Annotated in this window: 18 protein-coding genes and 1 pseudogene; 13 read left to right on the forward strand and 6 right to left on the reverse strand. The window is 71.2% G+C overall.

The window, feature by feature from the left end:
- The first annotated feature begins 66 nt into the window (after positions 1 to 66).
- The 5 genes from ElP_RS04015 to ElP_RS04035 all read left to right on the forward strand — a co-directional run bounded on the left by ElP_RS04015 (position 67) and on the right by ElP_RS04035 (position 9,841).
- A complete protein-coding gene (locus ElP_RS04015) occupies positions 67 to 2,955 on the forward strand; it encodes an Hsp70 family protein (RefSeq protein WP_145267407.1) in 2,889 nt (962 codons plus the stop codon).
- 242 nt (positions 2,956 to 3,197) lie between these two features.
- Positions 3,198 to 6,599: a transcription-repair coupling factor gene (mfd, locus tag ElP_RS04020; RefSeq protein ID WP_145267408.1), complete on the forward strand. Its 3,402-nt coding sequence runs from the start codon at positions 3,198 to 3,200 to the stop codon at positions 6,597 to 6,599.
- 104 nt (positions 6,600 to 6,703) lie between these two features.
- A complete protein-coding gene (locus ElP_RS04025; RefSeq protein WP_145267409.1) occupies positions 6,704 to 6,892 on the forward strand; it encodes a hypothetical protein in 189 nt (62 codons plus the stop codon).
- Positions 6,893 to 7,074: 182 nt separating this feature from the next.
- The gene (locus ElP_RS04030) at positions 7,075 to 8,685 is read left to right on the forward strand and encodes a CARDB domain-containing protein (RefSeq protein WP_145267410.1); all 1,611 of its coding nucleotides are present in this window, start codon (positions 7,075 to 7,077) and stop codon (positions 8,683 to 8,685) included.
- 367 nt (positions 8,686 to 9,052) lie between these two features.
- Positions 9,053 to 9,841 carry an alpha/beta hydrolase gene (locus ElP_RS04035; protein WP_145267411.1) on the forward strand — a complete coding sequence of 263 codons (789 nt, stop codon included), beginning with the start codon at positions 9,053 to 9,055 and terminating at the stop codon, positions 9,839 to 9,841.
- Positions 9,842 to 10,354: 513 nt separating this feature from the next.
- On the opposite strand, the gene ElP_RS04040 is transcribed toward ElP_RS04035, so the two are convergent.
- Positions 10,355 to 11,710 (reverse strand): hypothetical protein, encoded by a 1,356-nt coding sequence (locus tag ElP_RS04040; RefSeq protein ID WP_145267412.1) that lies wholly within the window; start codon positions 11,708 to 11,710, stop codon positions 10,355 to 10,357.
- A 445-nt stretch (positions 11,711 to 12,155) separates the two neighbouring features.
- Positions 12,156 to 13,673: a hypothetical protein gene (locus ElP_RS04045; protein ID WP_145267413.1), complete on the reverse strand. Its 1,518-nt coding sequence runs from the start codon at positions 13,671 to 13,673 to the stop codon at positions 12,156 to 12,158.
- A 396-nt stretch (positions 13,674 to 14,069) separates the two neighbouring features.
- Here ElP_RS04045 and ElP_RS04050 point away from each other — a divergent pair, with 396 nt between their 5' ends.
- The 4 genes from ElP_RS04050 (at position 14,070) to ElP_RS04065 (ending at position 16,235) form a co-directional block, all read left to right on the forward strand.
- Complete coding sequence (locus ElP_RS04050; protein ID WP_145267414.1) at positions 14,070 to 14,312, forward strand: hypothetical protein; 243 nt, start codon at positions 14,070 to 14,072, stop codon at positions 14,310 to 14,312.
- Positions 14,309 to 14,545, forward strand: coding sequence for a hypothetical protein (locus tag ElP_RS04055; RefSeq protein WP_145267415.1), 237 nt, complete (start codon positions 14,309 to 14,311; stop codon positions 14,543 to 14,545). Before ElP_RS04050 ends, ElP_RS04055 begins: the two co-directional genes overlap by 4 nt.
- A gap of 64 nt (positions 14,546 to 14,609) precedes the next feature.
- Positions 14,610 to 15,107 carry a hypothetical protein gene (locus ElP_RS04060; protein WP_145267416.1) on the forward strand — a complete coding sequence of 166 codons (498 nt, stop codon included), beginning with the start codon at positions 14,610 to 14,612 and terminating at the stop codon, positions 15,105 to 15,107.
- 531 nt (positions 15,108 to 15,638) lie between these two features.
- Positions 15,639 to 16,235 carry a CPBP family intramembrane glutamic endopeptidase gene (locus tag ElP_RS04065; protein WP_197446696.1) on the forward strand — a complete coding sequence of 199 codons (597 nt, stop codon included), beginning with the start codon at positions 15,639 to 15,641 and terminating at the stop codon, positions 16,233 to 16,235.
- Between the two features lie 418 nt (positions 16,236 to 16,653).
- On the opposite strand, the gene ElP_RS04070 is transcribed toward ElP_RS04065, so the two are convergent.
- The 3 genes from ElP_RS04070 to ElP_RS04080 form a co-directional block, all read right to left on the reverse strand.
- Positions 16,654 to 18,798 (reverse strand): G8 domain-containing protein, encoded by a 2,145-nt coding sequence (locus tag ElP_RS04070; RefSeq protein ID WP_231749473.1) that lies wholly within the window; start codon positions 18,796 to 18,798, stop codon positions 16,654 to 16,656.
- 96 nt (positions 18,799 to 18,894) lie between these two features.
- Positions 18,895 to 19,461 carry a transthyretin-like family protein gene (locus ElP_RS04075; protein WP_145267418.1) on the reverse strand — a complete coding sequence of 189 codons (567 nt, stop codon included), beginning with the start codon at positions 19,459 to 19,461 and terminating at the stop codon, positions 18,895 to 18,897.
- On the reverse strand, positions 19,445 to 20,425 hold the full coding sequence (locus ElP_RS04080; RefSeq protein ID WP_145267419.1) for a DUF1559 domain-containing protein: 981 nt from the start codon (positions 20,423 to 20,425) through the stop codon (positions 19,445 to 19,447). The genes ElP_RS04075 and ElP_RS04080 overlap by 17 nt, the downstream gene beginning before the upstream one ends.
- Positions 20,426 to 20,747: 322 nt before the next feature.
- On the opposite strand from ElP_RS04080, the gene ElP_RS04085 reads away from it, so the two are divergent.
- From ElP_RS04085 to ElP_RS41055, 4 genes and pseudogenes are all read left to right on the forward strand, one after another.
- A complete protein-coding gene (locus ElP_RS04085; protein WP_145267420.1) occupies positions 20,748 to 21,197 on the forward strand; it encodes an SRPBCC domain-containing protein in 450 nt (149 codons plus the stop codon).
- Positions 21,198 to 21,269: 72 nt separating this feature from the next.
- On the forward strand, positions 21,270 to 21,935 hold the full coding sequence (locus tag ElP_RS04090; protein WP_145267421.1) for a DNA alkylation repair protein: 666 nt from the start codon (positions 21,270 to 21,272) through the stop codon (positions 21,933 to 21,935).
- A gap of 164 nt (positions 21,936 to 22,099) precedes the next feature.
- Positions 22,100 to 22,309, forward strand: coding sequence for a hypothetical protein (locus tag ElP_RS04095; protein ID WP_197446697.1), 210 nt, complete (start codon positions 22,100 to 22,102; stop codon positions 22,307 to 22,309).
- Positions 22,306 to 22,494: pseudogene (locus ElP_RS41055) on the forward strand (HNH endonuclease); the annotation flags it as partial. The gene ElP_RS04095 and the pseudogene ElP_RS41055, both read left to right, overlap by 4 nt.
- A gap of 419 nt (positions 22,495 to 22,913) precedes the next feature.
- Here the strand turns inward: ElP_RS41055 and ElP_RS04105 are convergent.
- Positions 22,914 to 24,761 carry a vWA domain-containing protein gene (locus ElP_RS04105; protein ID WP_231749475.1) on the reverse strand — a complete coding sequence of 616 codons (1,848 nt, stop codon included), beginning with the start codon at positions 24,759 to 24,761 and terminating at the stop codon, positions 22,914 to 22,916.
- Positions 24,762 to 24,982 lie beyond the last annotated feature (221 nt).

The raw sequence follows: 24,982 nt of genomic DNA on the forward strand, positions 1-24,982 counted from the left end.
GGTAGAATGGGGAGAATCGCGTCGGGACGGGACGAACTCCGAGCTGATCCGGGTGGCAGGCAACGCATGGCTCGATCGCGCTACATCGTCGGCATCGACCTGGGGACGACCAACTGCGCCGTCTCGTACGTCGACACCAGGGGGAGGGCCCGGCCCCCGGCCGACATCCGGGCATTCCCGGTGCCGCAGCTCGTCTCGCCGGGGGAATCGGCCCCGAGGCCGATGCTGCCGTCGTTCCTCTACCTGCCGGCCGGGCCGGAATTGCCGCCGGGGGCGTCGAGCCTGCCCTGGGACGCGTCGGCCTCCCGGATCGTCGGCGAGTTCGCCCGGTCCCAGGGGGCCCGGGTTCCGGGCCGGCTGGTCGCCAGCGCCAAGAGCTGGCTCTGCCACCCCGGGGTCGACCGGGAGGCGGGCATCCTCCCCTGGGGGGCCCCGGACGACGTCCCCCGGCTCTCCCCGGTCGAGGCGTCGGCCGCCCTGATCGGCCACATCCGGGACGCCTGGAACCACCAGGTCGCGAAGGGGGACGAGGCGTCGCGGCTCGAAGCCCAGGAGATCGTCCTCACCGTCCCCGCCTCCTTCGACGAGGCGGCCCGGGAGCTGACCGTCGAGGCGGCGAAGAAGGCCGGGCTGGCGCACCTGACCCTCCTCGAGGAGCCCCAGGCCGCCTTCTACTGCTGGATCGTCACCCACCAGGAGGGCTGGCAGACCCAGGTGAGGGCGGGCGAGCTGATCCTCGTCTGCGACATCGGCGGCGGCACCACCGACTTCAGCCTCATCACCGTGATCGAGTCCCCCACCGGCCCCGGGTTCCGCCGGGTGGCGGTGGGGGACCACCTGCTGCTCGGCGGCGACAACATCGACCTCGCCCTGGCTCACCTCGTCGAGGGGAAGCTCGGCGGCGCCCGGCTCGACGCCGAGCAGTGGAGCGCCCTCCGCTTCTCCTGCCGGTCGGCCAAGGAGCAATTGCTGGCCGAGGCCGGCCCCGAGCGGGTCGCGGTGACGATCCCCGGCCGGGGCTCCCGGGTGATCGGCGGCAGCCTGAAGTCGGAGCTGACCCGGGAGGAGGTGCGCCGGGTCGCCATCGACGGCTTCTTCCCGGTCGTCGACCGCGCCTCCGATCCGGAGAAGTCCGGCAAGCTCGGCTTCCAGGAGTTCGGCCTGCCCTTCGTCAGCGACCCGGCGATCCCGAAGCACCTCGCCGCGTTCCTCCGGCGCCACCGGGCCGAGGCGATCCTCCCCGAGGGGCACCGGCCCGACGCCGACGCCCGACCCGCCCGCCCCGACGCCATCCTCTTCAACGGCGGCGCCCTCACCCCGGAGGTCGTCCGGCGTCGGGTCGTCGAGGTCGTCACCTCCTGGTTCCCCGACGAGCCCGACGGGGCCTACGCCCCCCGGGTCCTCTCCAACCAGTCCCTGGACCTGGCCGTGGCCCACGGGGCGGCCTACTACGGCGTGGTCCGGCGGGGCGGCGGCATCCGGATCGGCGGCGGCACGGCCCGGTCCTTCTACATCGGCCTCCAGGCCGGGGACGGCGACGGCGCGACCCCCTGGCTCTGCACCGTCCCCCGGGACGCCCAGGAGGGGGACGAGTTCCACATCGAGGACCGCGCCTTCGAGCTGACCGTCGACCGCCCGGTCCTGTTCCCGATCGCCAGCAGCTCCGTCCGGCCCCAGGACCGGCCCGGCGACCTCGTGCCCGACGACCCGAACTCCCTGCTCGGCCTCCCCCCGCTGTCGAGCGTGATGCGGGTCGGCCGCAAGGCGAAGGCCGAGCAGGTGCCCGTCTCGCTGGCCGCCCGGGTGACGGAGGTCGGCACGCTGGAATTGTGGTGCCGGTCCCGGGCCGACGACCGCCGCTGGCGGCTCCAGCTCCAGTTCCGCAACCCCTCGGCCCCCGGCGCCTCGCCGGGCCCCCGGGACGGGGCCGTGGATGGGGCCGGGGCCGGGCAGGACGTGCTCGAACAGTCGCTCGTCGACGCCGCGGTCGGGGCCGTCCGGTCCGCCTTCGCCGAGCCCGACCCCCAGGCCGAGGGCGGGGCCGCCCGGCTGGTGAAGCGGCTCGAAGACCTGCTCGAACTCCCCCGGGACGACTGGCCCCCCTCGGCCCTCCGCGCCCTCTGGGAGCCGCTCCGGGAGTCGGCCGACGACCGGAAGCGGTCCCCCCGCCACGAGCAGCGCTGGCTGAACCTCGCCGGCTATTGCCTCCGCCCCGGGGTCGGCTTCCCGATGGACCCGGTCCGGATCAAGGCCCTCTGGCCGACCTCCCACCAGGGAATCCAGCACACCAGGGACGTCCAGTGCTGGGTCGAGTGGTGGGTGCTCTGGCGTCGGGTCGCCGCCGGCCTGAACCGGGCGCATCACGACGAGATCTACCGCCGACTCGCCCCGTTCCTGCTGCCCGGCAAGGGCGGCATCGGCCCGGCCTCCAAGAAGCTCAACCGCCCGAAGCCCGAGGGCCACGAGTTGGCCGAGATGTGGCGCTGCGCCGCGGCGCTGGAGCGGCTGGAGCCGTCGCAGAAGGTCGGGCTCGGCGACGTGCTGGCGAAGGTCGTCGGCCGCCCCCAGGCGCCCCGGTCGTCGATTTGGTGCCTCGGCCGCCTCGGGGCCCGGGTCCCCCTCTACGGCCCGGCGAATTCGGCCGTCTCCCGGGAGGTGGCCGAACGCTGGGCCGCCGCCCTGCTGGCCGTCGAACCCTCGACCGCCCGGGAGGCCGAGGATCTGACCTTCGCCCTCTCCCAGCTCGGCCGGGTCTCGGCCGACCGCACGAGGGACCTGGACGACTCGACCCGGGCCGCGGTGCTCGACCGCCTCGCCGCCCTCGGCGCCGACGAGGAGGAGACGGCCCCGGTCCGGGAGTTCCGGGAGCTGCGGTCGAAGGCCCAGGGAGTGGCCCTCGGCGACGCCCTTCCCGTGGGACTGAGGCTGGTGGGGGACGAGTCGGGCCCGGCCTGAGGGATGCAGGGAGGGACCTCTCGTGGGGCTTCGGGACCGAGGGGGCGAGGAGGAGGGTCGGGAGGCGGGATCGATCGGGACCGTCTCCTCCGGCCTTCATCTCCCCTGCGTCTCCGCGCCGCCGCGTGAACGCCCCTCCCCGTCGCCGATCCGCATGGGCGATCCGGGCGGATTTCCCTACAATAGCCGGGCTCAGCAGCCGGGCTCAGCCACCCGGCCTGTCGCCGATCATCGAGGGAGCGATGCCCGACGTCCCCGCCCGATCGACCGCCGCCGAGCCCCGAGGCCTGACGGACCTGACCCGGCTGATCCAGCGCTCCGACGGGTTCTCCGAGGTGCTCGCCGCCCTGAAGAACGGCAGGGGGGCGACCATCGACGGCGCCTGGGGGTCGGCCGCGCCGCTGGCTTCCGCCGCGCTGTCCTGGCACGCGTCGGGCTCGCTGCTGGTGGTCATCCCCCACGTCGGGGACGTGGACGACTTCGCCGGCGACCTGGCCGCCTTCGCCGGCGTCCCGGTCGAGACCCTCCCCGCCTGGGATCGCCCCCCGGGCGAGTCGAAGCCCGGCGACGAGATCCTCGCCCGGCGGCTCCGGGTCGCCCGCCGGTTCCTCGACGACCCGCCCCGGATCGTCGCCGCCTCGATGCAGGCGCTGATGCAGCCGGTCCCAACCCCGGCCGCGTTGGGGCGGGCCTCCCGGGTGGTGACCGTCGGCGAGGCGGTGGCGGTGGAGGGGCTGATCGCCTGGCTCGGCGGCCGGGGCATGGCCCGGGTCGAGGTGGTGGAGGTGGCCGGCGAGTTCAGCCTCAGGGGCGGCATCCTCGACGTGTTCCCGCCCGACCGGCCGGAACCGGTCCGGATCGAGTTCTTCGGGGACGACGTGGAGTCGATCCGGCCGTTCGACCCCGAGTCGCAGCGTTCGCTCGGGGCCCTGGAGTCGGTCTCCCTGACCACCCCCTCGGCGATCGCCGACCACGCGCCGGACGCCCTCGGCCACCTGGCCGACTACCTGCCCGGGGGGAGCTGGGTGGCGCTGGTCGAGCCGGAGGACCTGAAGGAGCAGGGGGGGCACTACCTGGCCCGGGTCGAGCGCCGACGGGGCCTGTTCACCGTCGAGGGGACGTTCCGGCGCCTGACCGAGCGGCCCTCGATCGCGCTGTCGGCCGTCGCCTCGGCCAGCCTGGAGACGACCTGCCGGCTGCGGGTGGAGAGCGTCGAGCGGTTCAGCGGCGAGCTGTCGAAGGTGAAGGCCGAGCTGGATTCCGCCTCGGCCGGGCACCGGGTCCTGATCGCCTGCCACAACGCCGCCGAGATCGAGCGGCTGGGCGAAGTCTTCGCCGGCACCGACCTCGTCCGCGAGGGGAGGCTGGAGTTGACGACCGGCCGGGTGCGATCCGGCTTCCACCTGATCGACGCCGGCCTGCTCGTGATCGGCGACCACGAGCTGTTCGACCGCACCGAGGTCCGACGCTCCACGGGCCGCCGCCGCTACGAGACCCGGGCGATCGACAGCTTCCTTGACCTCAACGAGGGGGACCTCGTCGTCCACATCAACCACGGGATCGCCCGATATCGCGGGCTGCAGCTGGTCGACAAGGAGAAGGGGCTCGGCTACGCCGAGGAGCAGCTCGTCCTCGAATTCGCCGAGGGGACGAAGCTGTATATCCCGGTCGCCAAGATCGATCTGGTCCAGAAGTACGTCGGCGGCGGCAAGGCGGACCCGCCGCTCTCGAAGATCGGCTCGTCCTCGTGGGAGAAGCGGAAGAAGCGGGTCGCCGAGGCGGTGGTCGACCTGGCGCAGGACCTGATCGACCTGCAGGCCCAGCGCGCCAGCAAGCCCGGCATCGCCTTCCCCGAGGGCGACTCGCACTGGCTCACCGAGTTCGAGGCCGCCTTCCCCTACCAGGAGACGCCCGACCAGCTCTCGGCGATCGAGTCGATCAAGCGGGACATGGCCCAGCCCCGGCCGATGGACCGCCTGATCTGCGGGGACGTCGGCTACGGCAAGACCGAGGTCGCCATGCGGGCCGCCTTCAAGGCCGCCGACGCCGGCAAGCAGGTGGCCGTCCTGGTGCCGACCACGGTGCTCGCCGAGCAGCACCACCGCACCTTCACCCGGCGGATGGCCGAGTTCCCGTTCCGGATCGAGGTCGTCAACCGCTTCCGCCCCCGGGGGGAGATCAGGCAGGTCCTCAAGGACGCCGCCGCCGGCACGGTCGACATCCTGATCGGCACCCACCGGCTCGTGCAGAAGGACGTGGCCTTCAAGGACCTGGGGCTGATCGTCATCGACGAGGAGCAGCGCTTCGGGGTCGAGGACAAGGAGTGGCTCAAGTCGCTCCGGGCCACGGTGGACATCCTCACCCTCTCGGCCACGCCGATCCCCCGGACCCTGCACATGGCGCTGCTCGGCATCCGGGACATCTCCAACCTGGAGACGCCCCCGCCGGATCGCAAGGCGATCGAGACCCGGATCACCCGATGGGACGACCGGATGATACGCCAGGCGATCCAGCGGGAGCTGAATCGCGACGGCCAGATCTACTTCGTCCACAACAAGGTGTTCGACATCCAGTCGGTCGCCGACCGCATCCAGGCGCTGGTGCCCGAGGCGAGGATCCTCGTCGGCCACGGCCAGATGACCGGGGAGCAGCTGGAGAAGGCGATGATGAGCTTCGTCCGCCACGAGGCCGACATCCTCGTGGCGACGACGATCATCGAGAGCGGCCTGGACATCCCCAACGCCAACACCATCTTCATCCACGAGGCCGACCGCTACGGCCTGGCCGACCTGCACCAGCTCCGGGGCCGGGTCGGGCGCTTCAAGCACCGGGCCTATGCGTACATGATCCTGGAGGAGAGCAAGGCGGTCACCCCGAACGCCGTGCGGCGGCTCAAGGCGATCGAGGAGTTCACCGACCTGGGCGCCGGGTTCAAGATCGCCCTGCGGGACCTGGAGATCCGGGGGGCCGGGAACATCCTGGGGGCGGAGCAGTCGGGGCACATCGAGGCGGTCGGCTATGAGCTGTACTGCTCGCTCCTGGAGGGGGCGGTGCGCTCCCTGACCGGCAAGGGGGAACGCCCTCGGTACGACTGCTCGATCGAGCTGTCCTGGAGGGCCTACCTGCCGGCCGACTACGTCCCGTCCCACAAGCTGAAGGTGGAGCTCTACCGCCGGGCCGGCCGGCTCCGGAGCCCGGAACGGCTGGCAGACTTCCGCCGGGAGCTGGCCGACCGCTTCGGCCCGCTGCCGCCCCCCGCCGATCACCTGCTGGCCGAGGCCGAGCTCCGGATCCTGGCCGAGCACTGGATGGTGCCCCGGCTGCACGTCGAGGACGAGTTCCTCGTGCTGACCTACCGCAACGCCCGTCGCATCGAGGCCCTGGCCCGGCTGCACCCCGCCGGGGCCGTCCGGGTCGTCGACGACAAGACGGCGTACGTCCCGCTCGACGAGGACCGGTCCCCCGACGCCATCGCCCGACTCGCCCGGGGCCTGCTCAGCCCCCCGAAACCCTCCCCCGCCCCGGCCGAGGGCGAGGCGAAGCCCGATCCCCCGGCGAAGGCCCCCGCGCCCGGGCCGACTCCCGACCGGGCCGTGCCGGTGAGCCGCGGGCTCGCGGGACGGTCCGGGCGCCGCCGGCCCTGACCGCCCCTCGGGACGGCCGGCCCGAGTTCTCGGCGAACCGACGCCCCCGGGCCCGTGTCCGGCCGTCGAGGGGGACGCGATCCCGACGGCGAGGAGCCCGAGCCATGGCCTCCGACAAGAAGCGAAGGAAGCAGCACGCGGTCGCCCGGAAGCTCGACGGCGGCAAGCCCGCCGCCGCCGCCGACGGCGACCGACGCCACAAGCACTTCGGCCCGATGGCGAGGCAGGTCCAGCAGCGGAAGCGGGCGGTCCGGGAGTGGACCCTCGACGACGGCCCGCCGCCGGGGGCATGATCGCGACCCGGCGGGCAGGACACGCTTGACCTGGCGGGTCCGGCTCGATATGGTACCGGCTCGGCCCCGTCTCGGGGCCGAGGTTCGCCCGTCGAGCCCGCCGAGAGGCGGGCACGGATGTCGACGGGCGACCCCCGAACCACACGGACGGTTCGGGGACGAGATTCAAGGAGGAGACGACGATGCCGACGCACGACCGTCGGGACGCCGCGGGGCGTCGGGCCGGTTCCCGGGGCCCGAAGATCCTGCGGTTCGAACCCCTGGAAGGGCGACAGCTGCTCTCCGCCTCGGCCGAGGCCGTCGCGGCCGGCGCCAAGGCGCCGGACCTCGTCGCCGTCTCCTTCCGGTCCGAGCCCTACGGCGACTGGGGGCAGGAGCTGAAGCTCAGCGGCACCCTGCGGAACCAGGGGACCGCCGACGCCGACACCCCCTTCAAGGTCGACGTGTACGTCTCCACCGCCGCCGACCGCTCCACCGGCGCGGTCAAGATGGGCTCGATCGCCTTCGACGGCCTGGAGGCCGGGGCGGACGAGGCCTTCGAGGCCGTGCTCGACCTGCCGCCCACGGCCGTCCCCCGGGTCGGCGCCGACAACGCCGTCCACATCGGCCTGGTGGTCGACGCCGGCAACGCGGTCGCCGAACTGGACACGGCGAACAACCTGGACCGGGGGGTCGGGGTCGACTCGGCGGTCGTCATCGTCGTCCCCCACCAGCCGGCCAGCCTGGCCATCCGCTCGGTCCGGTTCGACCAGAACACCCTCGCCTGGGGGGACTCGGTCCGGGTGACCGCCCGGGTCGAGAACACCCTGGGGGGGCCGGCCGAGGCCTCGACCGCCCGGGTCGTGCTCACGCCGCCGGGGGTGGCGGTGGGGTCGGGCCAGGAGGTCACCCTGGTCGGCGACCTGGAGGTGCCGGAGCTGCTGCCGTACCAGTCGGTCGACGTGACCGCCGTGGTCCGGCTGCCCGGGGGGGCGCCCAAGGACTTCCCGGCCGCCGGGGGGTACATCGCCCGGGTGGTCGCCGACGCCGACCACGACGTCACCCCCGCCCTGACCGCCCAGCCCCCCCAGGGCCGGGCCGTGGACTGGGAGGTCCTGGCGATCTCCCCCGACCCCGCCGCCGAGCCGGCCGACCCGGCCGCGCCCCGGCCCGACCTCGCCCCCGCCGACGTGCTGACCCCGGGGGCCACCCTCACCTGGGGCGGCACCTTCCAGGTCTCCTCCCAGATCACCAACCAGGGCCAGGCCGCCTCCGGGCCGATCAAGATCCGCTACCTCCTCGGCGGGCCCAACGGCGAGCTGACCAGCGCCCTGGTCCTGGGCCACGGGGAACTCCCCGAGGGGATCGCCGCCGGGGCCTCGACCACCGTCACCCAGCAGCTGAAGCTGCCCGGCAAGCTGCCGTTCGGCCTCCAGCTGGGCAACGGCCTCGGCCGGGTCATCGTCCAGGTCGACCCCGAGAACACGATCGACGAGGCCGACGAGGCCGACAACCTCTACGCCTCGGCCCCGATGACCCTGGCCCTGCCGACCCCCGTCGGCCCCGACTCCCCGTACTCCCCCGGGACCCCGACGGACCCCGATCCTTCCCCCTCGCCGCAACCGACCCCGAACCCGAGGCCCCCCGTCGTCGGCCGGCCCGACCAGCAGCAGCGGATCCAGCTCTACCGGGCCCGCCTCCAGGCCTTCCGGCAACTGCTCGAGCAGCGCCGGCAGGCCCAGCTCGACCGGACCCCCGGCCGGCCCTCGCCGTTCCCGAATCGCCCCGGGGGCTTCCCCGGCAACAGCGGCTGATCCCCCCCGGATGCCCGGGCGGGGCCTCCCCGGAGGTCCCCGCCCGGCACCGACGCCCGGAGGCCTTGCCAGGACGACCGGGCTTGCCAGGCATCGTGCAGACCCTCCAGACGAACTGACCCCATTCTCCGCCACGCCCGCAGATTGTGCATGTCCGAGATGGTCGGAACTCGCCTCCCGGAAACGGGGTTATGAACTGGGCAAAATGTTGAAGCACGGCAATTTCCTGGCTATGCTTTGCGGAGGAGTGAGCCGCCCGAAATCGCGACCGGGGGCGTCGGTCCGAGTTGATCGCCTGGACAGGCCGGACGACGCAGGCCGGGACCCTTCCTGAGACGTGATGCACCCGCCGAGAGGACCCCGCGCCATGCACCACGAACACCGGACGCCCGGCCCGATCGAGAAGCTGATCGGCAGCGGCCCGGACCCCTCGCTCGACGCGACGTTCGTGCCGCACCGCTATGAGCCCAATTATGCCTATCCCCTGCTGGTCCTGCTGCACGGCCGGGGCGGGGACGAGCAGCAGCTCGTCGACGCGATGCCGACGATGAGCTGGCGGAACTACGTCGGGCTCGGCCTCCGGGGGCCCGAGCCCCTGACCCGGGGCGGCCAGCCGAGCGGCTTCGACTGGGGCCCCATGTTCCGCCACCCGAGGCGGCGGCCCGGCCCCCAGTGGGACGAGGTCGACCCCGCCGAGGTCGTCTCCCGGGTGTTGACCTACGGCCTGGCCGACCCGTACGACGCCATCGAGGACGCCCTGTTCTCGGCCGTCCGGCGCACCCGGAGGGCCCTGCACGTCCACTCCGAGCGGATCTTCCTGGTCGGCATCGGCGAGGGGGCGGCCCTGGCCTACCGGATCGGCCTGTCGAACCCCGACCGGTTCGCCGGGGTCGTGGCCCTCAACGGCTGGATCCCCCGGGGGTTCCGCCCCCTGAGGCGCTGGGAGGACTGCCGGTCGCTCCGGGTCCTGGCCCTGCAGAGCCTCTGGAACGCCCGGTCGCCGATCGAGGACGCCCGCAAGGACGTGGCCCTGCTGCGGAACGCCGGGATCCGGGTCACCTCCCGGGCCTACGAGTCGGCGCGGTCGATCACCCCGGCGATGCTCTCGGACGTCGACTCCTGGCTCATCGACCAGTGCACGGCCGACCTCCCCTGACCCGGCCCCGGGGCCCGGCCCGCACGGGGCCGGGGTCGGGAGCGGCCCGCATGGGGCCGGGGTCGGGCGCAGGCCGCCCGGCCTCGGCGATTGCATCGGGCGATCTCCGTTCGGGTTGAGGACGGGCATCGGCGCGGGGACCTCGGGTGATTGGGGAGGGGGCGACGGGGCCCCCGTCGGGCGGCTTCGATCGGGACGCCCAGGCTCGTCGCCGTCGCGTGACCGGGGCGGTTCCGGACGCCGGGCGCGTGCCCAGGAGGGCGGCAGGGTGTCCGGGGTCCGCGCCTCGGCCCCCGACCTCCGACGCCCTTCGATCCCGGGGCCGCGGCGCGGACCCCGGCCAGCCCAATCCCGGTCCATTCTCGTCATTTCACTCGGCCCTGGTTGTGCTCCGGCTGGCCCGGCGCGGGGAGTCTCCCGGCCCGAGGGTCGGGGGGGGCGTCGGGGCCGGATCCGGCCCGGGGCTGGGGATCGGAGATCGGGGCGAGGGGCCGGGGTCTCCGCGTCCTCGGGTCAGCCGGCGCGGGTCTCGGGCGGTCGGGAGGGGCCCGAGACGGGGTCGGTGCGCCGATCGCCGCCGGGGGAGCCCTGGGCAGATCTTGTGTCGAAATCGTTCCGGGGCAATGGGTTGCGATTCGGGTTCGACGCGGTTCCGGCGGGCGAAATGGGTTCGCTCCGCGCCGAGGTGGTCGAACCCCGGGGCGGACTCCCGGCCGGGGCCGATTCGAGTCGGTCGTCGGCGGGCCCCTCGGGCCCGGCCGGGGTCGCCGAGTCGGTGGCGGGGGCCGCGACGGTCGGGTCGGGGGCCTCGACCCGGTCGATCGGCCCGGCCTGGGAGGCGATCGGGACCTCCCGGATCCGCTCGAAGCCCGGCGGAGCCGGGTCGGCGTCGACCTCGCACCACCAGCCGCCACCGACCGGGGCCCGGGGGATGCTGCTATGACGGGCCTCCTTCGACAGCTCCAGCAGCTCCCGGCGCCGACGGTCCCGCAGGTTCAGGAACAGCCGGACGGCGGCGTTCGCCGCGCGGTCGGCCGCCACCTCGTAGCGGTGCATCAACTGGCCCTCGCCCGACGGGTCGGCCGCCGCGGCCTGCAGCGCGACGGCCCGGCCCTCGGGCCCCTCCACCTCCTCCCACGACTCGGCCCGCAGCCCTTCGAGCCGGTGCACCTGCTCGGCGACGAACCGAGACAGGGTGGCCCGGGCGTGGCTCGGGTCGGTGGGCAGCGATCCCTCGGCCTCCAGCCGGGGCAGCGCCGTCACCTGCGTCGGCGAGGCGGCGGCGGCCAGGATCCAGAGCCGTCGGATCTCCCGATTCGCGTCGGGGCCGGGCAGGTACTCCGGGAAGCCGAGCAGCGCCTGGGCCTTCAGCACCGTCCGCTGGTCCCAGCCCTGGCCCAGTTGCAGCGGGGCGTCCAGCGCCTGCCACCGGCGGATCAGCCAGTCGCAGCCGAAGGCGGTGCCTTCGAGGTCGAGCACCGTGTTGCTGGGATCCCGGGCCAGGTCCTGGGCCTTGCGGCGGGCCCGGGCCTGGCGCCGCTTCTCCCAGCCGGCCAGGGCCTTCAGCGCGGCCTCGCGGCGGGTCTGCTCGCGGGCGCGTTCGATCCGCTCCAGCTTCACCGAGCAGGCGGCGGCGCGTCGGGCCAGGTGCCGCTCGACGACGTTGGCCGGGCCCATCTCCCGGTCCCAGCGGGCCATCTGGGCGTCGAAGGCGGCGCGGTCCTCCTCGGGGACGACGACCTGGGCGGCCAGCCCGTGGACCAGTCCGTTGCGGCGGCTGCGGAGCTTACCCTCGGCCGTCCTGGGGCCGGTGGAGCGGAGGGCGTTGCGGCGGTTGGCCGAGATCTGCTTCTGCGACGGCGTCGTCATGGGGATGTCTCAAGGGTGCCCGGGCAGTGAATCGGCCCGGCCGGGCCGGGGGGGGACCGCCTCGTCCCACCCGATCGGCATCGGCCGTACACCCTTAAGATCAGGGAACCGGGCCCCGGCAGTCACTTTTTCCGCCGGGAGGGGCGAGAATCCCCCTCGGGCCGACGTGGGATCGGTCGGGTGGCCGGGGCAAAGCGCAGCGTGCCCCGGTGTCGCGGGCCCCCGGATCCGGGGCACGCTGCGCTTTGTCCCGGCCACCCGCCGAGATCAGAGGGCGCCGAACCGGGTGGTTGCGACCCGGCCCGGAGAGGCTCCGCACCCGCTCCGGGCCGAGATGAGCCGAGCAGCGGGGCTCGCATCACGCTTGTTTGGGGTCAAGTGCTCCGTCGGCGCTGTCGTATTACAGGACATGGCTAATTTGAAGAAGAGCGATCGAACCATTCGTTTATCGTCCATAAATAAGAATATATCTGTCTTCGTATTTCGCAGCATTTACCAGCTTTTTGATTGCCTCGTGTGCCTCCCCGGGCAGTTCGGCCTCTACAGATTTCGACCCGAGGGTAAGTTTGTATCTAATCTCATTTCCATTTGCAATGCGGCGGAACAACGGGCTAAACGCCTGCTTCCTCTTCCCGGAAGGGAAAGAATATGCGTGGGAAACACTTTGTGTATTAATGACCTCTTCTAAAAAATTCATCTCAATTTTTCCATCGATTGAAAAATGCAAAGAACAATCTGGGGGATAACCTTTGGAAGGGTCGACTGCAAACACGAGCCAGCTCCAGCTTGTTCCCATGAAGCTGCTTATGTTTTTCACCGTGAGACTCATATGCACTCCGTCGGTTAGCCTTATGTGATCAACTTGAAATTGAGACTCCCATTCTTCCTTCTCATCGAAGACCGATATTGGCTCTTGTCTCTCCACTTCCTTGAAGACAACAGGACTTCGCCAAAGTGCAGCGTCGTCACCTGAGATAGTTCCGCCAAGGAAAACGGCTAGCTCCGACCGAAGCACATCGAACTTACTTTGCTCTGCTTCTCTGGCCCTTCGCTCTTCGGCAGCGATCAGCCTAGCCTCGTTGGTCTTCCTGATCTGCTCACGTTCTTTTTCTGCGTCTGGCAGTGCTTGCAGCAGTGTTTCCACCCAACGATTTCGCAAAACCGGATGGGTAATTTCGGCATCACCAAAACTCCAGTTGAATTCGTTTCTGAATATTTCAAAACTGCTGTCATCTAATCCGAGCAGGAGTGTCAGGGCTACGTCTTGTGATGTTGCCAACTCAATATCTCTTTTCAGAAGTTCTGCGTCCCCTCTCATCGTTCCGTTGGCTTGGCTCAAATATCTTTCCAGTATGTCACTTGCAGTCTGCAACTGGCCTTCGTCGAGTGCCTTGTTCGCTTCTCTAAGCGTGTTGTCAGCCTCATCGTCTGCTCTTCGCTTTTGAATGCTGACAAGCTCGGCTTTTACAGAAGACTTGTCACGTAGATCCTCATCTCCTAAGGATGCAGTAAGCAGTTGCTCGACTTCGCTGTCGCTTAGATTTCCCTCTCCATGGAGCCAAGCCTGTGCAGTCGCCACGGCCTCGTTTGCCGTCTCGTTTGCCTGTCTAGCCCTTTCATTCTCTTTTGATCTGTAGTAAACATGCAGAAAACCTACAGATATTATTCCGGCAAGAATTGGAAGAGAATACACAAATGTCATGAAAGCACGACTAGAATATTCGGTCGATGCAATCTCAATAGGAACTGGAGTAATCTCGGTGGGAATCGATGAACAGTCTGGGGCATTTGCGTTTTCAAACAACCCTTTAATTCTTTTGGCAGCAAACCACTCCCCAGATTCTCCCATTCTAACCTTTGTACCCGGGGTGAGCCGCCCATACTTGGCAGCATCTCGCATCTGGGATGCGCTAAGAGGATCAATAATGCCTTTGCGTTCTAAAATAAACCATTCCACCGCCATGATACACCTCGCTTGGTCGAGCACCAAAACCATGAGACATGACATGGGATAAGTCATGGAAATCAAGGAGTCAAGGCTTTTGGTGGTTGGGCCGAAACAATTATACCAAGGATGATAGCCGCCATGGGATTGCCGGCGGGTGGCACTGGTGGCCGGTTCTGGGTGCCACTGGCGGGCAAGCCGCCAGTGGCACCCGATCGGAGCGTACGCCGCCTAACCGCTCTCATGGCCTCTTCTGTCAAGAGCGCACCTTCGACGGGCCGGCGGGTGGCACTGGTGGCTTGCCCACCAGTGATCTCCTCGGAGGGCTCTCAGCCTGACCACTGGTGGGCAAGCCACCAGTGCCACCCGCCCGGTGGTGTCGGTGGCGTCGCCCGATGGCACAATGCCGGGACCATGTATTTCGAGGTCGTCGGCGAGATCACGGACGTCGAGACCATCGCCGCCGGCCCGTCGATCCGCGAGTTGCCGCGCCTGCGGCGTGCCTACAGTTCCGGGCGGTGGCAGGAGCGCAAGGGCCTCGCGCGCGTGCACCTCGATGATGGCTCCATCCACCACGCCGAAGTCCACTGGTACGAGGCGCACGGCGTCGGCCGCGTGGAGCTGAATATCAAGCGATTCCTGGACGACTCGCCATGACCTCCATCACGCCGAACGGGACGTTCCTCCTGTGCATCCGGAACGACGGTTATCCCGCGTCGCTGGAAGTCCGCAAGGTCTATCGGTCGCTCCCCGACCCAGCCGCGGCGTCGCGGGGCTTCGTCCGCGTGATCGACGAATCGGAGGACGACTACCTCTACCCGTCCGAGTGCTTCGTGGCGGTCGAGCTGCCGGAGGCCGCGTCCCGTGTGTTCGCGCGGGCCGACGGCTAGCCTCGCGCTGCCGCGGACCCGGCCCGCCGCGGCATCGGTCCGGCCTCTCTCCCGGGGGTGGGACATGAGACGTCATCAGGTTTCGATCGCCCGGCTGATGCTCGTCATCGCCTTCGCGGCGATCGGCACGCTGGTCGCACGCGGCCTCCTCTCCGGCGACGAGGCGGCGAGGGCGACGGCTTACCCGTTCGCCCTCATCGTCCCTGCTGCCGGGCTGGGGGCCGATCGGGCCCTCTACGGGAATCCCCGGCTCCGCCCGTTCTGGGTCGGGTTCGTCGCCGCGGGCCTCTTGACTGCGTTGAGCTACTGGCCCGGACTGCCGCTCGTCGGACGGATCGGGGCGGATCGGCTCTGGGAGGGGTACGTCAACGGGGTCAGCGGCCTCCTCTGGGAGACGCCCGGGATGAGATTCCTGTACGCGAGCCGGGGCTGGCATTTCGTGGCGGGCTCGGTCATGTTCTTCCTGCCGCAGGCGATCCTGGGGCTGGTCGCGGGGTCGCTGGCCCTGGGCCTGGGCCCTCGGCGTCCCGCATGCCCGGGCCAATCGACGGAACCCGCCTGACCGCGCCGAGGACGAAGGGGATGCCGTGCTCGGCGCAGGTGTCGGCGAGCCGGTACCAGGAGAAGGTGCACTCGCAGGCGACGACCAGGCCGTCGCGGTGCGGGGCGTCGGCGTCGAGGAAGGCGTCGGGATTGGCGGGGATGTCGCGGTGCAGCAGGGTGCGGCCGTCGGGGTCGAGGATGCACAGGTACATGGTCCTGGCGTGGAGGTCGACGCCGCAGTAGGCTCGGTGCTGCCCCTGGTAGGGTCTCATCGTGGTGCTCCTCCGGGTGGTGGCGCCCGCGCGGTCGCCGCTCCATTCTGCGGCCCGGCTCGGTCGCAGGCGTCGCGGAGGCCATGATGAGCCTCCGCGCGATGCAGCGGACCCGGCCCGCCGCGGCGCCCTCCGGTAAAATCGAAGGTCACTCTCGGCGGTCCGGTCCGCTGAGCTTGGTCGTTAGGCGGCGGAGGTGGGGGTTGCAAACGGGCATCGGGCGCAGACTTCGAGGCGGTCGTTCCGGTGCTGCGAGCGCCGTCGGACTGCTCGCGGTCGTGCTCGACCTCTGGCTGGCCTGGCTCAACCGCTACCCCGAGAGCATCGAAGGTCGTTGGGCGGCCGGCCTCACCGCCCTCGCGGCCCTCACCTGGCTCTCCGACGGCGATCTCCCGACGCTTGGGCTGGTTCCCCCGGCGGGCGGTTGGCGGCGGTGGGCCGGCCTCGCGGCCCTGCTCGGCGTCGTGGCCGCCGCGTGCATGGGCGCGGCGGCCGGGCTCTGGGTGGCGGCGGGTTGGCGGCTTCCGGTCCAGGCGGTCGCGCCGTCGCAGGTCGGGCCGGCCTTGCTGCGGATGTGCGTGTTCGCCCCCCTGCTGGAGGAGTCTCTGTACCGGGTCGCGCTGTGCGTCCCGCTGGCGAGGGCGGTCGGGCCGTGGGCGGCGGTGACGGCGAGTGCGGCTGCCTTCGGGCTGCTGCACGTTGCGTACGGTCATCCCAGCCCGGAGAATCTCCTCGGAGGGTTCTTCCTGGCGTGGGCGTACCTGCGGAGCGGCTCGGTCTTCGTCCCGGTGGCCCTCCACGCGATCGGCAACCTCCTCATCTTGATCGGGCAGGTCGGCGTCTGGTACTGGGCCGAAGCCCTCGCCTCCCCATGAACTGTCGGGGGAGGCCCTCCCGTTCGCCGATGCGTTGATCGATCCACGCCGCCCCGGGGACGCACCATCCCCTTACCCCGGCCAGCGGGGAGGGGGCGATGCGGCTCGGCGTCGAGCACGGCTTCGGGCGGGTCGAGGGGCGCGACCGCCGGCAAGGGCCGATCAGCCGTCGACGGTCGCCGGCAGCGACACCAGCGCGTCGCCCGGCGCCGTCGCCCTGCGGCGCAGCGTCCGCTGCTGGTCCGAACGCATCCGCGCCTCGTACGCCTGCAGCTCCGGACGCACGTACTCGGCCCCGTACTTGAGCATCCGATAGACCCGCCGCGTCAGCGTGTGCGCCGTCGCCGTGATCGCCCCCTAGCCGGCCCGCCGGGAGCCCCCCGTCGGGCTGGGCCGGGGATCGACCGTCCGGGGGAGATCACCTCCCGGCCGGTCCCCGGGATCGCCGCGCGACGTCGAGGGCGGGACGCCGGTCGATTTCGTGCCCGGTCCGCTCGACGTTCCCCGCGTCGTCCACGGCGTGGGCGCTGAGCGTCGCGTCCTCCCGGGCGGTCTCGGGGAGGACGACCTCCCAGGCCGAGAGGTCGTCGCCGATCGGGCTGGCCTCGTTCCCGTTGACGAGCACCCGGGCGATCCGGCCGTTGTCCGCGGTGACGCCCTGCACCCGGAGGCCCCCCGAGGGTAGCTCGGCCACCCGGGTGATGGCCGTCGCGGGCGGCAGGTCGTCGACCGGGCGGAGGTTGGCCAGGCCGTCGTCCTTGCCCGCCCGGCCGGGGCGGGGGAAGAAGACGGCCGCCGTCCCGATCCCGGAGAGCGACAGCCCCCGGTACTCGTGGCGGTCGGTCACGCAGCGCCAGATCCCGTACTCGGAGTCGTGGATGTCCATCCCCTCGACCAGCACGCTCGGCGAGCCCGCGTGGAAGGCCCAGTGGGTGTTCCAGGCGCGGAAGTCCCGGATGACGAACGGGTGGCGGCCATCCGGCCCGACGCCGTCGACGTCCTCGATCGCCAGCTCCCGGGGCGCGGGATAGCCCGGCACGGCCCCGCTGCTGAATCCCCCCAGGTTCAGGCCGAAGAACCGCTGGCAGTGGGCCTCGTTGCCCTCGAACCGCAGGAACGGCAGCGTGCGGACGTCGACCTCCGCCCGGGAGCCGTCCGGCCGGAGCACGGGCAGGACCGGGTCGAACCGCTCCGAGGCGAAGACCTCGAAGCGGAACCCGTCCTGGTCGCACTCGGCGGCGACGTTGCGGGTGAAGCTGTTGAGGCTGTTCGACCACCAGAAGCCCGAGCCGAGGTTGCCGTCGAAGGGCAGGACTTGGTCGGGCAGCGGCTCGCCCCGCAGGGCCATCACGGCGAGGTTGCGGTCGAAGACGTTGCGCGTCTCCGTGCCGTCCTCCAGGAAGAAGCCGTGGCCGATGGACTTGTAGCCGACGCAGTCGCGGACGACGAGGTAGTCGGTCCCGTGGACGGTGATCCAGCGGTTGTGGCTGTCCCAGATCGAGGCGCCGATGACGGAGGAGCCGCGCATCGTGTCGCCGAGCAGGTGGAAGTGCAGGCTGTAGCGGCCCAGCACCCCGCGCTTGCCCAGGTGGCGGAACTCGGCGTAGCTGATCGACCCGGCCGAGTGGCGGTGGTACATCGTGTGGCCCCGGACGCCGTCCGGGTCGGCCGACTCGACGACGACGTTGCGGCTGAGGTTGGCCAGCTCGGCGCGGTAGTCGCCCTCGGCGTGGTGCTCCATCTCCAGCGGGCGGTCGAGCCCGATCGGGAGGTCGCCCGAGTCGTCGTGCCGCCGGCCGATCTCGGACACGAGGCGCTCCTCGGTGGCCGGCCGCTCGGCGACGCTGGTGGTCCGCCTCTGGCCGTTGCGGGCGAACTGCCGGGTCGTGCCGGTGACGATCACCCGGTCGCCGGGCCGCCACCCCTGGACGTCGGCCGCCGGCACGACGACCGTCGCCTCGCCCGGGCCGGCGGGCTTCGAGAGCTTGGTCCAGGTGCGCGGCATGGGGGCGCCGTGGAACTCCATGCGGCCGCCGCAGCAGACGATCGCCGGGAAGGACTCGGGGTCCAGGCCCTCGACGGGGGTCAGGCGGATCGTGGCCGAGTGCCCGGCCGGGATCGGCCGCTCGGGGGTGCCGACCAGCAGCGCCGGCCGGGGGCCCTCGGCGCCCTCGCGGGCGACGGACATGGCGCAGTGGAATCCTTCCTCCGAGACGGCGTCGCCCGCCTTGATCCGGATCAGGCCGACGTCGAGCCGGGTGTCCCGGTCGTCGGCGAATCGGAGCGTCCCCGAGACGTGGACCGAGCGGATGACCTCCGGGGAGGAGACGTCGTAGGAGACGTCGTGCCCCGTGCGGATGAGCACGATCGCGCCCTCGCCCGGGGGTCGGCCTCCCTCCCAGGTCGACGGGTCGGACCACGCCCCGCTGCGGATCGACCGGATCGGCTCCGGCGGCCCCCCGGCCGCCCGGGCCCCCGTCGAGAGGCAGGGGGACCACGACACCGCCGCGACGGCCAGCGCGATCGGCGCCGACCGGATGAGAATCGACTTCGCCTGCTGCACGCGTCCGCTCTCCTGGTCGATGGCCGGGGGCCGTCGCGGCCGCCCGGATCCGAGGTCCTTGCTTGATGCCCGTCACCGGCCCGATTGACGCCGAGATCAGCCCCCGGGTCCCGCCATGCCGTCGACGTCGGGGGCCGTCGGCGGCTGCCTCCGCGTCGGTGCCCGGGGGGCGTCCTCGACCCGGAACGGCTCCAGCTCGGTCGGCCCCTCCGGGATCGTCACCTCGAGGCCGGAGGCCGCCGGGTCGGCGTGCCGGCCGCCGAGCAGGTCATTCGGCGGGGTCGGCCCCGGGGGCACGTCGGGCCAGAACAGGGTGGCGACGTATCGCCCGGCCGGGGCGCCGTCGCCCGGCTCGAACGTACCCAACTCGAAGGAGCCGTCGGGCCCGGTCGTCCCCCTCGGCCGGAGGGAGTCGAGGTCGCCGGGCCGGTCGGCCGGGTGGAGCACCACCTGGACCCCCTCGGCCGGCTCTCCCCCGACCTCGACCCGCCCCTCGGCCCGGTAGAGCGGGACGCGTCCGTCGTCGCCGCAGGCCGGCAGCATGAGCAGGAGGACGGCCGGGGCGGCGAGGGTCGCCGCCCCGGCCCGCCGGCGGCCGGTCCGGGGGCCGCCGGCCGGGTGTCGCGGATCCGCGACCCCCTCGGCCTCAGAGTTGGTCGGCACTGATGACCTCCCCCTCGGCCCGGCTGACGTAACTCTTGATGACCGACTTGGCGGCGGTCTCCTTGATGAAGCGGACCGAGCCGTCGCAGGCGAGCATGTTCACCCCGCCGGGGTGGAACGAGTAGACGGCGTTCCAGCCGTTGTGGCAGTTGATGACGCAGGGGCCGTCGTACTCGTACTCGCCGCCGATGAAGCTGACGATCCGCATGTTCATGAACCCGGCCCAGGCGCCGTGGCTGAACCAGGCGGTCGTCGGGTCGTTGGGGCGGACGAGCCGGTTCTCCACGTAGTAGTCGGGCTTGCCGGCGCACTCGTAGGCGAGCATCGTGTTCGACAGGCCGTCCCGGATCCTGGCGAACGGCGTGTGTTTGCTCGAGTCGAGCGCCCCGTTGTGCTCGATGCGGGGGTCGGTGTACCAGGGGTCGACGTAGGAGCGGGCGGTGAAGTAGTCGCCCGGCGCGGCCGAGAGCTGCGGGTCGGGCGTCCCGCTGTTGCCGGAGAAGCGCACGACGCCCGGGACCGTCGTGCCCGAGTCCGGGGTCGACGGACAGAGGTAGACCGACATCACGGTGCGGACGGCGGTCTGGTTGGGGTCCATGTGGAAGCCCCAGTCGAAGTTGTAGGCGTGGTAGACCTGGGGCTGCTCGATGAAGCCGAGGATCTGCACGCCCCAGCCGCCGAATTGCTCCAGGTTCGGTTGGCGGGCCGCCGGCGGGAAGCTGCCGCTCGGGCCCTTGGCGAAGGCCGTGGGGGGCAGGCCGCCGTGGGTGTCGGCGTAGTTGTGCATCGCGATGCCGATCTGCTTCAGGTTGTTCGTGCACTGGGCGCGTCTCGCGGCCTCTCGGGCGCTCTGGACGGCCGGCAGGAGCAGGGCGATGAGGACGCCGATGATGGCGATCACGACGAGCAACTCGATCAGCGTGAAGCCCCGGGATCGGCTCCGGGGCCCGTGGGGGCCGGGCATGTCTGGCTCCTTCGGCGGGGGCGGGCGGCGGTCGGCCGGGGACGGGGTCGCCCGGCCGGGGCGGGGACTGGACTGACTCAGGGAAGGACCACCCTAGCAGCACTGAGACTCAGTTTCAACTCGTCCCGGGCCCGGGCGGGGAGTGTCGCCTCGGATCGGCCCGGTTCGCGGTCGGCGGCGGGGTGGCACCGGCGGGCGATGGCTGCTACGGTTCGGGTGCCGGTGGGTGAGGGCCCGGATCCTGCGGTCCGGGCCGTCGCCGGCGGGGCCCGGGGTCCGGCCGAGGACCGGCGCGAGATCCGATCCCTCGGGGGAGTTGCCGATGTCGCAGGAGAGCAACCCGGGCGCCTCGGTCCGCACCGAGCGGGTCGTCTCGGCCCGACCGGGCGCGGTCTTCGCCGCGTTCCAGGAACCAGACCGGCTCGCCCGGTGGTGGGGCCCGAAGGACTTCTCGAACACGTTCGAGCGGTTCGAGTTCGAGGAGGGCGGGCGTTGGGCCTTCGTCATGCACGGCCCGAACGGCGCCGACTACCCCAACGAGTGCGTCTTCCGGGAGATCCGGACCGAGTCCAGGATCGTGATTGAGCACGTCGTCAAACCGTGGTACATGCTCACCGTGACGCTGACCGGCCGGGGCGACCAGACCCATCTGGAGTGGGTCCAGGAGTTCGAGGGCCCCGAGGTCGCCTCGAGGATGCGAACCCTGGTCGGGGCCGCGAACGAGCAGGTGCTCGACCGGCTCCAGGCGCTGCTGGCGGGCGAACACCCCTGAGGCCGGACCTCGCCCCGGCCGCCCGCCGGGGCGTTCTGCCGGGTTTCGAGAACACGGAGGGGACGTCGGACCATGACACTCGACGAATCGCTCGCGCGGCTCGAGGCGCTCGGCAACGAAAGGATGCGGGCGCAGAACACCAGGCATGGGGCGGGGGACAACCAGTTCGGCGTCCGGCTCGGCGACATCCGGACGCTCGCCAAGCAGATCAAGGCCGACCAGGGGCTGGCCCTCGCCCTCTGGGAGACCGGGAACGTCGACGCCCGGCTGCTGGCCATCCTCCTGATCTCGCCGAAGACGCTCTCGCGCGGCGAGATGGACCGGATGGTGCGGTCCCTCGACTTCGCGCAGGTGGCGGACTGGCTCATCTCCTCTGTCGTCAAGAAGCATCCCGACAAGGAATCGCTTCGACAGGAGTGGATGGCCGATGCGGATCCCTGGGCCGCCCGGGCGGGGTGGGCCCTCACCTCCGAGCGGATCTCCAGGAGCCCGGACGGGCTCGACCTGGGGGCGCTGCTGGGCCGCATCGAGCGGGAGATGGGGGGGGCCGCCCCGCAGGTGCAGTGGACGATGAACTTCTGCCTGGCCGGGATCGGCATCCATTTCCCGGAGCATCGCCGCCGCGCCCTCGCCATCGGCGAGGCCCTGGGGATCTACCGCGACTACCCCGTCTCCAAGGGGTGCACTTCCCCCTTCGCCCCGATCTGGATCAACGAGATGGTGGCGCGGCAGGGGTGAACACCGGGATGATGAACCGTTGCGTCGAGCCGTAGACACGGCGTCGGGGCGGGGCCGGCCCGTCCCGTGCTCCGGTCGCCACCGCGAGAGGGATCGGTTTGCGCTGCGGCCGCATCGTGGGCCGGTTATGATGGGGGGACCGGCTTTCGATCGGAGGTGACCCCATGTCCCTGACCATCGACGTCGATCTCCCGGCTGATCTGGACCGGCTGCGACTCCCGGCGGCCGTGGCCTCCCGGCTCCGGAGCCTGCTGGACCGCCAGGATGCCGGTCATCCCCTGACCGCCGAGGAACGGGCCGAGGCCGAGGGGCTGGTGGACCTGGCCGACCTGCTGACGCTCCTTCGCCTGCGGGCCGAGCGGGCGGGGTCGTGAGCGACATCCCGACTGCGCTCCGCGATGAGGTCGTTCTGAGGGCCGGTCATCGGTGCGAGTACTGCGGTCTTTCGCAGGTCGGTCAGGAGGCGGCGTTCCACGTCGATCACGTCGTGCCTCGGGTCGCCGGCGGCCCGACCGCGCCGGACAACCTCGCCCTGGCGTGCGTGTCGTGCTCACTGCGAAAGGGGGCTCGGCGATCCGCACCCGATCCCGAGACGGGGGAGGACGTGTTGCTGTATAGCCCTCGGAGTCAGGTCTGGGTCGACCACTTCCGATGGCAAGGGGCGGTGGTCGTGCCGCTGACGACGACGGGGAGGGCGACCGTGGCCGCGTTGGCGATGAACCGCCCGATGGCGGTCGCCATCCGTCGGGAGGAAGCCGAGCGAGGTCGCCATCCGCCGCCTTGAGGAGGGGCAGGGTGTCATGGGCGGTTCACGGGTACTGATGCCCGGATCCCGGTTGAATCGGCTCGTGCTCCGGCTCGACCCGGCGCCGGTGGCGCGGTCCTGATCGGGGATTCCCGCTCGCCGGTGCCGCCCGTCTGAGGGGTTACGGGGACGTTCGCCGTCATCCCTGGTTTCGTCGAACGGCCCCGAATCGATCAGGGGTTCTCCCGGGAGAGGTCCCGGGCGGTCCGGGCGAGTTCGAGGAACTCGGCGCGGTAGCCGCCGGGGTCGAATTCGAGGCCGGCCTGGGCCAGTTCGAGGACGGCGTCGTGGGAGACGTCGCCGACGTGGGGGGAGCCCCTCAGGAGCATGCCAAAGGCGGCGACGGCGGAGGCGAACTTGAAGTCGGGGGAGGCGTCGGTGTAGTCGAGGCCGGCGTCGACGACCGGCAGCTCGACCAGGGTGGAGTCGTCGCCGTCGGGGGCCTTGTAGCGGAGGTTCACCGTGAGCAGCTCGTCGCTGGCGACGTGCCCTGCGGCGGGGTCGGGGGGGGAGATGTACCGGGACTCGGAGGGGGCGGGGAGGTCCTCGGTGAGCTGGGCGGGGGGGATCAGCTCGTAAAGGGCGGTGACGGAGTGGCCGGCGCCGATCTCGCCGGCGTCCTTGGCGTCGTCCTCGAAGTCCCGGGCCTCCAGCATCCGGTTCTCGTAGCCGATCAGGCGATAGGCGCCCACCTGTGCGGGATTGAAATCGACCTGGATCTTCACGTCCTTGGCGATGGTGACGAGCGTGCCCCCCATCTGCTCGACCAGGACCTTCTCGGCCTCGGCGAGCGAGTCGATGTAGGCGTAGTTGCCGTTGCCGCGGTCGGCCAGGGCCTCCATCTTCGAGTCCTGGAGGTTGCCGGTGCCGAAACCGAGGACGGAGAGGAACACGCCGGTCTTCGCCTTCTCCTCGATCATCCGGGTGAGCTGGCCCTCGTCGCTGACGCCGACGTTGAAGTCGCCGTCGGTGCAGAGGATCACCCGGTTGATCCCCCCCTCGATGAAGTTCTCGTTGGCGACCTGATACGCGAGCTGGATGCCGGCGCCCCCGGCGGTGGAGCCCCCGGCCTGGAGCGACTCCAGCGCGGCCAGGATCGTCTCCTTCCGGTCGCAGGGGGTGGAGGGCAGGGCGAGGCCCTCGGAGGAGGCATAGACGACGATCGCCACGCGGTCGTTCTCCCCCAGCTCGTCGACGAGCAGCCGCATGGCCCGCTTCAGGAGCGGGAGCTTGTCGGGGGAGTCCATCGAGCCGGAGACGTCGAGCAGGAAGACGAGGTTGCTCGTCGCCCGGGCATCGCGCTCGACCTCGCGGCCCTTGACGCCGATCCGGGCGAGGCGGTGGTCGGCGTCCCAGGGGCACCGGGTGACCTCGACCTCGACCGAGAAGGGATGCGGGTCGCCCTCGGAGGGGGCCTGCAAGTCGTAGACGAAGTAGTTGATCAGCTCCTCGATCCGGACGGCGTCGGGCGGGGGCAGCATGCGCTGGGACGCGAGGAAGCGGCGGACGTTGGCGTAGGAGGCGGTGTCGACGTCGACGGAGAAGGTCGAGAGGGGCTCCTCGGCGGCCCGGATGAAGGGGTTGTCGTCGATCCGGGCGTAGGACTCGGTGTTGTGCTCGGGCGGGGCGACCGGGCCGTTCATGCCCATCATGCCCGAGCCCATCATGCCGCCGGCCTGGGCGTCGCCGGCCATGCCCATCATTCCCATGCCTCCCATGCCGCCGGCCATCCCTGGCATGATCTCGCCCACCCCCTGCTGGAAGGCGAACTGGGCCCGAGCCGCCTTCGGGGAGGAGGACGCGGCGGCCTCGGAGGTGGGCTCGATAGAGGAGTCGGCCGAGACGACGGCCAGGGATTCCGCCTCGGACTCGGTGACCTGCGCCGCCCGGGGCGGGCCCGCCTGCTCGGCACAACCCGACGCCAAGAGTCCGATCATCAGGCCGAGGGCCGGCATCGCCGAGAACCTGGGGACGGACCGTCCCCCTGCGCCCGGGACCGGGCGGTTCGAGGTGTGTCGCACGGGATTCTCTCCAAGAACAGGAGCGTGAGGAGGGGCGCCGGTTCGACCGGCCCCGCTGCCTTAGACTACGATCGGCCCGCCGAGTTCATTGGGGAATCTCGGGAATTCCCGTCCCTCGGGTGCCGGCCCACCCGGGAGGCCCGGGGCGCCAGACGTCCCGTCGGGGGGCCATCGGGAAAATGTGTCGAATTCGCCGGCAGCATTCGTCGTCTGCGACGCGG

The sequence above is a fragment of the Tautonia plasticadhaerens genome, from assembly GCF_007752535.1.
GTDB lineage: Bacteria > Planctomycetota > Planctomycetia > Isosphaerales > Isosphaeraceae > Tautonia > Tautonia plasticadhaerens.

What these genes read in the sequence shown, in the direction of transcription:
- ElP_RS04015 (WP_145267407.1), top strand. Translation starts at nt 67, where the DNA reads ATGGCTCGATCGCGCTACATCGTCGGCATCGACCTGGGGACGACCAAC.
- mfd (WP_145267408.1), top strand. Translation starts at nt 3,198, where the DNA reads ATGCCCGACGTCCCCGCCCGATCGACCGCCGCCGAGCCCCGAGGCCTG.
- ElP_RS04025 (WP_145267409.1), top strand. Translation starts at nt 6,704, where the DNA reads ATGGCCTCCGACAAGAAGCGAAGGAAGCAGCACGCGGTCGCCCGGAAG.
- ElP_RS04030 (WP_145267410.1), top strand. Translation starts at nt 7,075, where the DNA reads ATGCCGACGCACGACCGTCGGGACGCCGCGGGGCGTCGGGCCGGTTCC.
- ElP_RS04035 (WP_145267411.1), top strand. Translation starts at nt 9,053, where the DNA reads ATGCACCACGAACACCGGACGCCCGGCCCGATCGAGAAGCTGATCGGC.
- ElP_RS04040 (WP_145267412.1), bottom strand. Translation starts at nt 11,710, where the DNA reads ATGACGACGCCGTCGCAGAAGCAGATCTCGGCCAACCGCCGCAACGCC.
- ElP_RS04045 (WP_145267413.1), bottom strand. Translation starts at nt 13,673, where the DNA reads ATGGCGGTGGAATGGTTTATTTTAGAACGCAAAGGCATTATTGATCCT.
- ElP_RS04050 (WP_145267414.1), top strand. Translation starts at nt 14,070, where the DNA reads ATGTATTTCGAGGTCGTCGGCGAGATCACGGACGTCGAGACCATCGCC.
- ElP_RS04055 (WP_145267415.1), top strand. Translation starts at nt 14,309, where the DNA reads ATGACCTCCATCACGCCGAACGGGACGTTCCTCCTGTGCATCCGGAAC.
- ElP_RS04060 (WP_145267416.1), top strand. Translation starts at nt 14,610, where the DNA reads ATGAGACGTCATCAGGTTTCGATCGCCCGGCTGATGCTCGTCATCGCC.
- ElP_RS04080 (WP_145267419.1), bottom strand. Translation starts at nt 20,425, where the DNA reads ATGCCCGGCCCCCACGGGCCCCGGAGCCGATCCCGGGGCTTCACGCTG.
- ElP_RS04085 (WP_145267420.1), top strand. Translation starts at nt 20,748, where the DNA reads ATGTCGCAGGAGAGCAACCCGGGCGCCTCGGTCCGCACCGAGCGGGTC.
- ElP_RS04090 (WP_145267421.1), top strand. Translation starts at nt 21,270, where the DNA reads ATGACACTCGACGAATCGCTCGCGCGGCTCGAGGCGCTCGGCAACGAA.
- ElP_RS04095 (WP_197446697.1), top strand. Translation starts at nt 22,100, where the DNA reads ATGTCCCTGACCATCGACGTCGATCTCCCGGCTGATCTGGACCGGCTG.